The 12854-nt window shown below is 60.3% G+C and carries 10 protein-coding genes and 1 other RNA gene; 3 read left to right on the top strand and 8 right to left on the bottom strand.

What is annotated here, in order from left to right; translation table 11 throughout:
- Positions 1–84: 84 nt before the first annotated feature.
- Together AC0ZZU_RS20165 and AC0ZZU_RS20160 are read left to right on the top strand one after the other, a co-directional pair.
- Positions 85–834, top strand: a complete 750-nt coding sequence (locus AC0ZZU_RS20165) for a substrate-binding periplasmic protein (protein ID WP_476343027.1) — start codon at positions 85–87, stop codon at positions 832–834.
- Between the two features lie 219 nt (positions 835–1053).
- Positions 1054–3216 carry a TonB-dependent siderophore receptor gene (locus tag AC0ZZU_RS20160; protein WP_476343103.1) on the top strand — a complete coding sequence of 721 codons (2163 nt, stop codon included), beginning with the start codon at positions 1054–1056 and terminating at the stop codon, positions 3214–3216.
- Positions 3217–3341: 125 nt separating this feature from the next.
- Here the strand turns inward: AC0ZZU_RS20160 and AC0ZZU_RS20155 are convergent, their stop codons facing one another.
- The 5 genes from AC0ZZU_RS20155 to AC0ZZU_RS20135 form a co-directional block, all read right to left on the bottom strand.
- Positions 3342–4241: an EamA family transporter gene (locus AC0ZZU_RS20155; RefSeq protein ID WP_476343025.1), complete on the bottom strand. Its 900-nt coding sequence runs from the start codon at positions 4239–4241 to the stop codon at positions 3342–3344.
- Between the two features lie 186 nt (positions 4242–4427).
- Positions 4428–6386, bottom strand: coding sequence for a hypothetical protein (locus AC0ZZU_RS20150; protein ID WP_476343023.1), 1959 nt, complete (start codon positions 6384–6386; stop codon positions 4428–4430).
- Complete coding sequence (locus tag AC0ZZU_RS20145; RefSeq protein WP_476343021.1) at positions 6367–6789, bottom strand: hypothetical protein; 423 nt, start codon at positions 6787–6789, stop codon at positions 6367–6369. The genes AC0ZZU_RS20150 and AC0ZZU_RS20145 overlap by 20 nt, the downstream gene beginning before the upstream one ends.
- 144 nt (positions 6790–6933) lie before the next feature.
- Positions 6934–7077, bottom strand: a complete 144-nt coding sequence (locus AC0ZZU_RS20140) for a nucleotidyltransferase family protein (protein WP_476343102.1) — start codon at positions 7075–7077, stop codon at positions 6934–6936.
- 236 nt (positions 7078–7313) lie between these two features.
- Positions 7314–7523 (bottom strand): DUF3077 domain-containing protein, encoded by a 210-nt coding sequence (locus tag AC0ZZU_RS20135; RefSeq protein ID WP_476343020.1) that lies wholly within the window; start codon positions 7521–7523, stop codon positions 7314–7316.
- Between the two features lie 396 nt (positions 7524–7919).
- Here AC0ZZU_RS20135 and AC0ZZU_RS20130 point away from each other — a divergent pair, with 396 nt between their 5' ends.
- On the top strand, positions 7920–8978 hold the full coding sequence (locus AC0ZZU_RS20130; RefSeq protein WP_476343019.1) for an RHS repeat-associated core domain-containing protein: 1059 nt from the start codon (positions 7920–7922) through the stop codon (positions 8976–8978).
- A 180-nt stretch (positions 8979–9158) separates the two neighbouring features.
- Here AC0ZZU_RS20130 and ffs read toward each other — a convergent pair.
- From ffs to zipA, 3 genes are all read right to left on the bottom strand, one after another.
- Positions 9159–9255, bottom strand: an RNA gene (ffs, locus tag AC0ZZU_RS20125) — signal recognition particle sRNA small type.
- Between the two features lie 121 nt (positions 9256–9376).
- Positions 9377–11719: an NAD-dependent DNA ligase LigA gene (gene ligA, locus AC0ZZU_RS20120; RefSeq protein WP_476343017.1), complete on the bottom strand. Its 2343-nt coding sequence runs from the start codon at positions 11717–11719 to the stop codon at positions 9377–9379.
- A gap of 71 nt (positions 11720–11790) precedes the next feature.
- Positions 11791–12663 (bottom strand): cell division protein ZipA, encoded by an 873-nt coding sequence (zipA, locus tag AC0ZZU_RS20115; protein WP_476343015.1) that lies wholly within the window; start codon positions 12661–12663, stop codon positions 11791–11793.
- Between the last annotated feature and the right edge of the window lie 191 nt (positions 12664–12854).

Raw genomic sequence — 12854 nt, 5'->3', positions numbered from 1 at the left:
GAGCGAGGGCAAAATTGCACCCTGCCGATCTCGTCTAAGCTAAGCGACGACCCCGCGAAATCGGCATATCAAGGAGGAGTACGCGTGCGGCGAAGTCTGGCGATCCTGTTGTTGTGGGCAACCCATGGCCTGGCGAGCGAGCCGGTGCTGCGATTTTCGGTCGCCGAGAGCTGGAGCATGCCGCTGATCCGCATCGAGAACGAGCAGCCGGTGGAGGGTATTCTGTACGACCTGATGGAGGCCATCGCCCGCCACACCGGGGCCCGCCCGGAGTACCACGTCATGGCGCGGCTGCGCTTGCAGCAGGCCATGGAAGACGGCGACATCGATGTGCGCTGCTACGTGGCCACCCAGTGGCTCAATGACCGTCCCGGCGACTACCTGTGGAGCGTCCCGGTAATTACCCAGCACGACCTCCTGGTCGCGGCTCCAGGCGCCGCTGGCCCCTCCCGCCCGGAACAACTGCCTGCCCAGGCCATCGGCACGGTGCTGGGCTTTGCCTACCCGCCCCTCGACCCTCTCTTCGCCAGCGGTCACCTGGAACGCGAAGACAGCCGCAGCCAGCTGCTGGTGCTGCACAAGCTGCATGCCGGTCGCTACCAGCACGCCGTCAGCAACCAGCTCTCGCTGGACTGGTTCAACCGCCAGCTGCCAGACGCGCAGCGCCTGCGTTCGGTGCATGTGCTCGATGAGCAGCAGCTTGGCTGCATGGTGCGCAGCGACACCTCGGTTCCCGCCCAGGGCGTGTTGCGGGCGTTGGTGCGGATGAAGCAGTCGGGCGAGGTGGACCGCATCATTCAGCGTTACACCTCCGACCGGCCTCACGCGGGCTGAGTCCATACACCATCGGAGAACGTTTGCAAATACGTTTCAGCTGTAAACGTGATTGCAAATGCTAAATATTTCTATTTACATATTTTTCACAATTACATAGCCTTTTGCTGGCACCTACGGCTGGGCGCGACTTTTCCTACACGGACGTTCTTACATTTACCTCGACTCCGCCCCAAGGGCCTGAGTCCCCTTGGGTTGTGTCCGATGTTCAATTCGAAAATGAATCCATACACCCTGCGCCCGCTTGCGCTGATGGTTTCCCTCGCCGCGGCAGGATCCCAGGCCTACGCTGCCGATGCGGTCGAGCTCAGCGCCAGCCAAGTCACCGCAACTGCGGAATCGGCAGCCAACCAGGCTACGACGGAAGGCACAAATTCCTACACCACAAAATCCATGAGCACCTCGACCGGCCTGCCGCTGTCGATCCGCGAAACCCCGCAGTCGGTCAGCGTGATCACCCGCCAGCGCATCGAAGATCAAGGCATGAACAGCCTTGATGACGTGGTGAAATACGCGCCAGGTGTCACCCTGCGCAAGTTTGGCTCGGACCGCCGCGAATTCCTGGCACGCGGCTTTCGCATCGACAACATCATGTACGACGGCCTGTCGACGACTGCCGGGACCTTCTCGCTCGACACCCTCGCTTCGGCAGACCTGGCCATCTACGACCGTGTCGAAGTCGTGCGTGGCGCCACTGGCCTGATGACCGGTGCCGGCGACCCCTCGGCAACCCTGAACCTGGTGCGCAAGCGCCCCACCGCCACGCCGCAGCTGAGCATCACCACCAGCGCTGGCAGCTGGGACCGCTACCGCACCGAGGTGGATGCCTCGAACAAGCTCAATGATTCCGGCACCTTGCGCGGACGTGTGGTCGCGGTCTACGAGGACAACAACAGCTTTGTCGACGTCCGCGAGACCAAGCGCCAGACGTTCTACGGCATCCTGGAAGCTGACCTGAGCGACTCGACGACCTTCACCATTGGCGCTTCCAAGCAGCGTGAAGACAAGAAATCCGACTGGGGCAGTCTGCCGAGTGGGCCTAACGGCGAGAACCTGGGGTTGTCGCGGTCCACTTTCTACGGTGGCGACTGGGCGTACTGGGACCAGGACAACTACACGCTGTTCGGCGACATCACGCACCAGTTCGACAATGGCTGGACCGGCAAGGTGGCTGCGCAGAAGATCTGGGGTGAGTCGGATACGTTTTCCAACTACCTGACGTCGCTTGCGTCCGACTACAGCTACAGCTCGGTATCCGACCTGGGCACGGCTTCGGGTCACTACCTCACCGACGACGACATGCTGAACGTCGATGCTTCGCTAGGTGGCCCGTTCCAGCTGTTCGGCCGCGATCATGACTTCAAGGCCGGTATCAGCCGTCGCCAGGAGAATTACTATCAGCGCGGGGGTTATTGGTCTGGCACTCCGGTCGACATCTACAATTTCGATCCCGGCAGTATCGCGAAACCCTCCATTGGCACACGCAGCCCCTATTCCAGCAAAAACGAAACGATTGAAGAGGCCGCTTATGCCGTGGCCCGCTTCAACCCGATCGATCCGTTGCACATCATCGTTGGCGGACGGGTGAGCTGGTGGGACTACGACAACAAGCTCAGCGACGGCGATTACAAGGCTACCCGCGAGTTCACCCCGTACGCAGGCATCATCTATGACCTGAACGACACCTACTCCGCCTATGCGAGCTACACCGAGATCTTCAAGCCGCAGAGCGAGCAGTCCGTGGATGGCTCGGTACTGGACCCGATGACTGGCGAAAGCTACGAGATCGGCCTGAAGGGCGAATACCTGGACGGCGCGTTGAACGGCTCGGTAGCGCTGTTCGAGATGACACAGGAAAACCGTGCATACGCCACTCCCAACCAGCCGGCGGTCTGCGTCGCCCAGAACCGTACCTGCTATGACACTGCCGGCGAAGTTCGCAGCCGTGGTATCGATGCGGAACTGAGCGGTGCCCTGACCCCGAACTGGCAGTTCTCCGCAGCGTACACCTACGTCATGAGCACTTACGTCAAGGATGTCACCTACGAAGGCAGCCGCTTTGCTGCGGACCAGCCCAAGCACCTGTTCAAGGCCGCCACCAGCTACAACCTGACCGGCGACCTGAGCAAGTGGCGCGTGGGCGCGGACGTCTTCGCCCAAAGCGGGACCTTCAAACGCGTAGGAACAGGTTATGCCGAGCAGGACAGCTACGGCGTCGTCGGCCTGATGGCCGGCTACCGCTTCGACGAGCATTGGGATGGCCGCGTGAACCTGAACAACGTCTTCGACGAGAAATACTGGCAGGGTATCCCGAACGGCACGGGCATGGGCGTCTACGGCGACCCGCGCAACGTGATGTTCAGCCTGAAATGGACGCTGTAACAAGCGGCGCAAGCCACTGAACGGTCGAGCAAGACGCCAGCCTCAGCGCTGGCGTCTTGTGTAGCAAATGCCTTTCGCAGGTAGAAGATCACGCAGGTCTGCCTCTACCCTTTACGACCGTTAGTTCACCCTGCCCTCCGTTTGAGAAACCCCAAAGCAGGAAGTCTCTGCGCGCTGATAAAAATCGCTATCCCCGCAATGATCAATCCGATCGCCAATACCTGCTGGTCATCCAATGTTTCATCAAAGAACAGGTATGAACTTATCAAGCCGGATACTGGCACCAGCAACGACAATGGAGCCACCGTCGCAGCAGGATATTTCTTCATCAGATTGTTCCAGACTCTGTACCCCACGATAGTCGTTATGTAGCTCTGGAAAATGATGGAGAAGGCCGCGCCCCAGGTCATATCGGCCTGCATGCTGGTGAAAGGCTCCGTGCCTTTGTAGGCGAGGGTCAGTGCCAGGACGACAGGCAGCGAGAAAAGACTCGACCAGATAATGAAGGCAAGCATGTCTCCGGGCTGTTTTATCTTCACGATCAGATTGCACAGCGACCATGAGGCGGCGGCAATGAGCACCAGCCCTATCCCCAGGGTGGTAGAGCGTTGCTCAGCGGCAGCGAGAATCAGCATCAGACCTGTCGATGCGAGCGCCATCCCTAGCCAGTGAGCACTCTGGATACGCTCCTTTAGGAACAGCGCGCACAGGATGATAGTGAAGAAAGCGCTGAACTGAAGGAAAACAGAAGACAATCCGGCTGAAAGCCCACTGGAAATGGCCAGGTTCACCACCCCCCACAGACCGGCGCCAAACACCGTCCCATAGACGGCAAGGGTTGAATAGGTGACGTCAGCTGGTTTTTTTATGAAAAAAACCAGTGGGAACGCGCAAAACGTGAATCTCAGCAACGTGAGCAGAAACGGGTCCAGCGACTTCAAGCCTAGCCCTATCACTGAAAAGTTGCAGCCCCATACAACGGTGACGATTACTCCCGCGCACAAGTCCAACCTACCAATCTTCATGACGCCTCCGATGTGTGACATTGTGCCGAGTGCCTTGAATACTGACAGATGTCCAATTTTCAATCTGTCAGGAGCTTCCGGAACTTTTGTCAGCTCCTGCCTAGAAAATTGCCACAGGCATAAACACAATGTTTCCAACAGGCTCCGTCATGAGATATGCCATCCAGGTATCTAACCCGGCGTGCGTTAATACCCGTGCGATTCGCGGAACATGCCCTTGTGGAAATCGATCCACTCGTTCAGCTCATAGGGCAGGAAGAGCTTCTGCCGGGCGCGTGAAATGGCGATGTAGACCGCACAGATTCGCTGGTCGAACTCGTAGGCGTCCTTGAATCGGACGGTGGTCAGCAGCTCGGGGGTCAGCAGCACCTGGTCGAATTCCCAGCCGCCCGCATCCTCTGCCACCATCAACAGGCAGCCAGCGGCATTGCTGGTGATCATGCGGTCCAGCGCTGTCAGGTCGGCCATGTTGAAGCCTCTTTCCAGCTCGGACTGGACCCACGCGAATGACTGATCGAACTGGCTGGCTTCCTGCACTTGCCGCCAGTCCGCGAGCTCGGCAAAGCTGGCGTGCAATTCGTCGTGCCCTTCGACTCCATAGAACTGCGGCCTGAACAGCTTGATGGCGCTGGTCATGAAGCGCTTCATGTCCTGCTCCGCCACCTTGTCGAAGAAGCTGAAACCACAGTTGGCCCGGGACAACTCCAGTGCCCACTTCATGGTGTCCCAGCGAGACGCGGTCAGCACGACGCAGCCCTCGGGCGGGGTGAAGCGCTCGGGATAGGTCTCGATGCTGACGTCTGCGTCGCGCGCGCCTTCAAAAGGTACTTTGGACTTCTCGGAGTGCAACGAGATCAGTGGATTGACCAGGGCCTCCACCTTGCGGCCTGAACGTACCGAATAGCTGACATCGCTCTGCCGAACCTGGCGCTTGCGCCGGACCACCGGGCCACTGGCCTTCTGGTACTCGTCACCCATAGTGATCAATACCTGTCGCCCGCGCTCGATGATCTGCAGCAGTGACGCCGGGATGTCCTGGCTTTCGTCGACGATGACGTGGGTAAAGCGCGAAGGCACCACGCACCCCGCGAGGCTAGCGCGCTTGACGTCCAGCAGCGCCTCGAACCCGGTACGGCTGGCCCATTGCGGATGGGCTTCCAGCCAGGTCCACACACGGCTCGCGTACTCCAGCAGCACCCGGTTCTCGACATTGGACAAAGGCTGCTGGAAAAACGGCAAATGCCGCAGCGCGAGGCTTTGATCCCAGTATTCGCAGAACCGCGTGACGACCGCCAGGCAGATATCCAGCGTCTGCTCGGCGCTGTAGCCGCGAAAGCCGAAAATCGCCAGTTCCTCGGCCAGCGCCGCCTTGGTGGGAAGCCTGCCCGATGGTTTTTCAGCTCGAGGGATCGACCCGCCGCGGGGTCCCTTGAGCAAGGCCAGGGCAAACGCCTGAAAGGTCATGCCCAGTGGCTTGTCGGCGGGAACGCCCAGGCGCTGGCGCAGGGCCGCAAGCTTACCGGCGGTACGCGCCAGGGGCAGCGTCCGGCCGGGCGGCAGGCACTCCATCAACGTCCCTAGCAAGTGGCTTTTTCCGACGCCGGCATAGCCTTGGACGTGTAGGTCTTCGTCCAGGTTGGCGCGAAAAGTCCTCACCAGCTTGTCCTGGGCCGAGCTCAGCCAACGTTCCTTGCGAACGGGGGTTTCCATCTGCTTGGTAAACGGATCGTGACGGGCGTGGTGTCGCACCTTGTAGGCAAGGTCCCACTTGCCATCGGGCAGCAGGTAATCGCGTGCCGCGACTTCATCCGCGTCCAGCAGGCGCAGGTTCAAGGTCTTGAGGATGTCCAGGCCGAAGTAGAGCTTGCGCTGGTCGAACAGCCGCTGGGTTTCGGACAGCAAGCCTGGATAAGGCGTGTCGATTGCCCAGCCGATGAGCTTCGCCAGGATCTTCTCGGCCCCGCCGGCGGTAATGCTCTTCTCCCCCGCCTGCGCCAGGTGCTGGATCACCATGACCGCCGCCAACTCGGCGTCGCTCAGCGACCCAAGCCCGCTTGCGCCCTCAGCGCCCAGAAGGCCCTGGGAGGTTTCCTCCGTGATCGGCAGGAAAACAGGGTTGGAAAAGTCATGGTGTTCCGGGTGCATGCAACCTCACGGGTGTAACGGGCTCGGCGTCGAGCGCTAGTTCAAATCGGTATTCACCGAGGGTACCGGACATGCTGCGGGCGCCGGGTGTGTCCGGCTGATCGAGCATGCCATCGAGCTCGTAGAGGGCCAGCTCCAGGAGTTTGCGCAGGTCCTGCGGGGTAGCGGCGGCTGCAGTGAGCTGAAGATTCACGCCGTTGTTGACCAGGGGATGAGCGCTGGAGCTCGCGGGCTGACGTTTTGCCTCGTGGAGGATCTGCTCGTGCTCGTCGTCCATGAGGTCCAGTATGCGGGACAGCTCAAGGGTTTTCTCGGGGTGGTCCTGCATCTGGTCCTTGATGGCCAGGCGGCGGACCTGCCATTCCCGCAGGCGCTCTTTGGTCAGGTGGTCAACTTCTTCCACGATGGGTACTCCTCAAAGCCACACGAACGAGCCTGGTGGGGCGGAGGATAACGAAATGTGCAGGTTGGAGCACCTTCAACAAGACTGGCGCATTCGATTTGGCGCGCTGCATAGGGTGGAGCTATGCCAAGCAGCGGCTGGCGTTCACACCGGCTGTGCCTCAGCGAGCACCTGAGCGCGAAAGGTCGGCGGCAAATCCTCGGGTGTTAATACATCAACCTGAAGACCCAGCAAAGTCTCCAGCTCCATCTGCAATCCACCCAAGTCGAACAGAGTTGCACCAGGCAACGTATCTACCAAGAGATCAAGGTCGCTACCGTCGCGATCGATGCCGTGGAGAACGGAGCCGAGACTCGCGGGTTTGCTGTGCGAAAACGGCCAACCTTTTCACGCACTGCATTACGTTCTAGGTTGAGAACAACGGACGGTTTCATGGGCAAGTTCTACCAGCACTGATGAAAATACAGGTATTGCAAGAGCACGAGGGGTAGGCGTACTCCCCGCCTTCCCCTCGTTCAGCTGGACTAACGAATAGGCCCCGTCATCATCCCGTGCGTTACATCCTCGACCAGCGCCTTGGCCATTCCGCTGAGGTAATGCGCACCCCAGACCATCTGGCCATTCCCATCGACCCCTGCGTCCAGCGTCATCTTGTAGACGCAGTCCAACAGCACCGACGCTTGCTCCAAGGCGTATTCCGCATCGTGCCCAGGCGTGACCTTGAACCGGCGCACCGAGGTGCCCCACGCACAGCCGCCATAACGCGGTGCACATGCGGTTTTATTTCAGATTCCGGTCTGTCAAAACCGATCGTGAATACCAACGACGAGCCGAGACTAGACCGGGCAAATCTTCACCGCAAGCGAACGCGCTCGCTGCTCCGAGCAGATCCACGATGAGTGGACGCGGAATGTACTGAAAAAACGATCTGACCTGACACAAGCACAACTTGAGCGCACAGTGAAATTCATGAACCGGGCCATTCCTGATTGCTTGGTGAGCAACTACGAGCCATTGATGATGAACGCTCTGCCCGGTCTGGCCTGGCAAGATTGCCAGTTTTGAATTCGGTCCGGATGGGGGAGTTTGGTCTCCATACGAACCTAGCGGCTGGCAGGGTGCAGAGACCAATGAAAAACAAGATGAGCATGTTTTATCTACAGGGTCAGTTAGTGACCGTGTTCAAGGCTGAAAGACCGCATCGACTGGTGTGGTTTGGCAACATTCCATTGGCCGAGATAGACCGACAGCTCACAGGGCACAGCGGAGTAGCTCTGGAGACTGATATGGCAGGGTCTGTGATTACGTTCGACTCTGCTCCATCCATGTCGCTGGTTTACGACGCTTACGGTCATGGCTTGCCCCTCAACGGTGATGCACCCCTGTTGAGGTATAACGCTGCGCTGCTGGATACCTTCAATGTGTATCTATTGGGTAATGGTACCCGCACTTACAGCCCTGCACTGAGGCGTTTTGTTAGCCCTGATGCGTTGAGTCCATTTGGAGATGGGGGATGTAATGCCTATGCCTACTGCTCAGGCGATCCGGTCAATCGTACAGATCCTACGGGACAAACCTGGGAGTTTTTGAAATCTGCATTGCGCAGCGGGGGGCTGATGAAGTCTCGAGATCCGATGGGTGTACAGGGAGGTGGAAGTGGCGGCTTGGGCGGACTGAGCGAGGCCGCATTCGGGAATATCGGGAAGATGGAGAAGGGTCGGCATTTTGCCGGTGTGATGTCGGTCAGTAGCAGACGTATCGACATCGCCATCTCGAACCAGCTGGGCCATGTGGGTTCGGACGTCGAAAAGGCCATGCCCAAGGGCATGACTTATCAAATTGGCTCAGGCGACAAGGCCAAAACTATCCCCGTGCCGTTGGAAGGCTTGCACGAGGTCGGCCGACACGTCGGAGGCGAGCCATTCGACATCACTGGGCACGCAATGATGGTCAAGATATTGGGCGGCAAGGAAGAGAATTATGTGGGGTTCTCCGGTATCAAGCGTGGCAAGAACACAGTACGCCTGAAATGGGCTTCCCGAACGTTGAATCCCTACCATGCGTCATTCATGACCCGCCACCACTTAGGCAACCCTGGACAGGGGCGGGACTACATCCTGTCTGTATCACTTAGGCAGAAAGTCATCAGGCAATTCAAGCATTCGGGTTTTGATGTGATCACGGACTAGCCGCGGCCCAAAAACCAAAGCGTGGCACGCAGAGACAAGGTGGTTACGATCGCGGCGCTCGGGATGAAAAAGTATGATCACAAGCACAGTTAACCGTTCAGGTATACCTGACGCAGTCGCACTTCTAGATTCTTAAGAGGAAAGCCCCCGAGAATTCAAGGACTTGCGTAATGGAGGCAGCCCCACCAGCCACACCCCGGCACACAATGTTCCCGCTGTGGCTGCTTCCTTCCGGATCTGACCAGGTTGACGGGTAATCGTTGCGGGGGGACCGATGGGGCCACCACTACGCGGCTCGTCATGTGACGAACCGCGCCATTGTACCGGTCCTGAACGAAGTTACAACCTCTGTCCGGAGAAAAAATCATCATTTCTCAATGACTTGTCTTCCAGGCCGGTCAGACGGTGATGCCCTGCCCGTCCAGGAAGGCAATGAAGGCGTCTTCGTCCAGCACCTTCACCCCCAGTTCACTGGCCTTGGCAAGCTTGGACCCGGCGCCGGGACCGGCGACGACGCAGTGGGTCTTGCCGGAAACGGAGCCTGCCACCTTGGCGCCCAACCCTTCGAGCTTGTCCTTGGCGATGTCGCGGCTCATGCGCTCGAGCGAGCCGGTCAGTACCCAGGTCTGGCCCGCCAACGGCAAACCTTCGGCGGTCTTTTTCTCGCAGGCCCAGTGCATGCCGAACTCTTGCAACTGCGCTTCGATCGCGCGGGCAAGCTGCTGGTTGGCCTCGACACGGAAGAACTCACGCACGGCGCCCGCCTGGCGGGTGTTGAGCGCTTGCCGCAGGTCGATGCCGTCGGCCTGGATGATCTGCTCCAGGGTACCGAGCTTGGCAACCAGCTTTTCAGCCCCGGTCGGGCCGACGGAGCTGATGTCGAGCTTGGCGATCAGGCCCGCCAGGGTGGTGCTGGCGGCGAATTCGGCGGCGAGCTCGCCTTCGTCTTGCAGCTGCATCCCGCAGTCGAGCAGTTGCTGGATGACGCTCTGGTTGTGCTCGTCTTCGAAGAAGTTGTGAATCTCATGGGCAACTTCCAGGCCGATATCGGGCAGATAGGTCAGGACTTGCGGCAAGGCAGCCTGGACCCGTTTCAGAGTCCCCAGCGACCGGGCGAGGACCTTGGCGGTCTCTTCGCCGACATCGGGGATGCCGAGGGCGTAGATGAAGCGCGCCAGCGCCGGCCGCTTGCTGGCCTCGATGCCGGCGAGCAGCTTGTTGCTGGACACTTCGGCGAAGCCTTCAAGCCCGACGACTTGCTCGAAGGTCAGGCGGTACAAGTCCGCGGGGGAGCGGATCAGGCCTTGGTCGACCAGTTGCTCGACGCTTTTCTCGCCAAGGCCGTCGATGTCCATGGCTCGCCGGGAGACGTAGTGGATGATCGCTTGCTTGAGCTGTGCGGCGCACGCCAGGCGGCCGACGCAGCGGTACACGGCGCCCTCGCTCAGGGTTTCCTTGCCCTTGCTGCGCTTGATCAGTTGGGTGCGCTCGACCTGGGAACCGCAGACAGGACACTCGCTGGGGACCGGCACCGGGCGGGCCGTGTCGGGGCGGCGCTCTTCGACCACTTGCATGACTTGCGGAATGACGTCGCCAGCGCGGCGGATGATGACGGTGTCGCCGATCATCAGGCCCAGGCGGGCGACTTCGTCCATGTTGTGCAGGGTGGCGTTGGAGACGGTGACACCGGCGACCTTGATCGGCTTGAGGCGGGCCACGGGGGTCACGGCGCCGGTGCGGCCGACCTGGAACTCGACGTCGAGCACTTCGGTGAGCTCTTCCATGGCCGGGAACTTGTGGGCGATGGCCCAGCGGGGCTCGCGGGAGCGGAAGCCGAGCTCCCGCTGGGAGGCCAGGCTGTTGACCTTGAACACCACGCCGTCGATTTCATAGGGCAGCTCGTTACGCCGGGCGCCAATGTCGCGGTAGTACTCCAGGCACTGCTCGACGCCTTCGGCATGACGCAGCTCTCGGCTGACCGGCAGACCCCACTCCCTGAGCTGCTCGAGGGTGTGGATGTGGGTGTCGGCCAAGGGTGCGGACACCTGCCCCAGGCCGTAGCAGCAGAATTCCAGCGGGCGGCTGGCGGTGATCTTCGAGTCCAGCTGGCGCAGGCTGCCGGCGGCGGCGTTGCGCGGGTTGGCGAAGGTCTTGCCGCCCACGGCGGCCTGGGCGGCGTTGAGGCGGTCGAAGCCGGCCTTGCTCATGAACACTTCGCCGCGCACTTCAAGCACGGCGGGCCAGCCACTGCCCTGGAGCTTCAAGGGGATGTTGCGCACCGTACGCACGTTGGTGCTGATGTCTTCCCCAGTAGTGCCGTCGCCGCGGGTAGCGCCTTGCACCAGCTGGCCGTCACGGTACAGCAGGCTGACGGCCAGGCCGTCGAGCTTGGGCTCGCAGCTGTAGTCGACGCCGACAGTGCTGGTGCTGGGGATGTCCAGGCCGTCGACGACGCGGCGGTCGAACTCGCGCAGGTCGGCTTCCTCGAAGGCGTTGCCCAGGCTGAGCATGGGGACTTCATGGCGAATCTGGCTGAAGGCTGCCAAGGCGGTACCGCCAACCCGCTGGGTGGGGGAATCGGCGGTGACCAGCTCTGGGTGCTCAGCTTCGAGCGCCTTGAGTTCGTTGAACAGGCGGTCGTACTCGGCGTCCGGCACGCTGGGTTCGTTCAGCACGTAGTAGCGGTGGTTGTGCTGGTCGATTTCAGTGCGCAGTTCGCGGATGCGGGATTCGGCGGTCATGGGGTTTTCTTCTCTTGCAATGCAAAAGAGCAGCCGGGGCTGCTCTCAGGTGAATCCGATTCGGTGAAGTGTCACCGCTTCTGGGTCAGGGCGCGGCGCTCGAATTCGACGATGCGCTGACGGTAATGCTCGATCGTCTGGGCGGTCATGACGCTGCGCTGGTCATCCTTGAGCTCGCCATTGAGCTCGTGGGCGAGCTTGCGGGCGGCGGCCACCATCACGTCGAAGGCCTGCTTGGGATGACGAGGGCCCGGCAGACCGAGGAAGAAGCTCACCGCGCGGGTACTGAAGTGGTCGATGTCGTCCAGGTCGAAGATGCCGGGCTTGACCGCATTGGCCATCGAGAACAGCACCTCGCCGTTGCCGGCCATGCTTTCGTGGCGGTGGAAGATGTCCATTTCGCCAAAGCGCAGGCCGCTTTCGAGGATGTTCTGCAGCAGGGCCGGGCCCTTGAAACCACCTTCGTCGCGGGAGATGACGCTGATCACCAGCACTTCTTCAACGGGAGGCAGTTCCTTGTTGACCTGGCCATTGGCTGCGAAGCCAGTGTGGCGGTTGTCATCGGGATAATCGTCATCGGCATCGGCGAACAGGTCGGCGTCACGCGAATCGGCCGAAAAGCCCATCTCGCTCGGCTGCAGCTTGGCGCGCTTGGCGGCCTTGGCCGGTTTGACTTCGCGCTCACGCTCACGCTCACGCACTGGCGCGCTCATAGACGGCAGGTCGTGCTCGTCCAGCTCAGGCTCTTTCTGACCTTCCAGCACCCGCGGCGGGCCCAGGACTTCGGCATTGCCTTCTTCGTCAGGAAGATTGGAGAAGCTGCGATCCAGGCGGAATTTCAATTTGCCCTTGCCGCCGCGCATGCGGCGCCAGCCGTCGAAAAGAATACCGGCGATGACAATGATGCCGATGAGGATCAGCCACTCGCGCAGACCGATTTCCATTTAATCCCGTGCCTCTGTAAAAAAATGCTGAAAAATAAAGGGTTTAAACCCCTTTAACACGTGGCGCCAACTCTATGTTCTGACAGGCGTTTTTCCCACGGAAAATACAGGTGACATAAAGCTAGCACGACCTACGTCAACTTTACACCGTCAGTCACACATGACGGGGCATTTGCCGCTTGATCGCGCTC

This window comes from Pseudomonas sp. JE3303, from assembly GCF_056312565.1.
The sequence above is the reverse complement of the archived record's forward strand: the minus strand, read 5'-3'. Positions and strand labels throughout refer to the sequence as shown.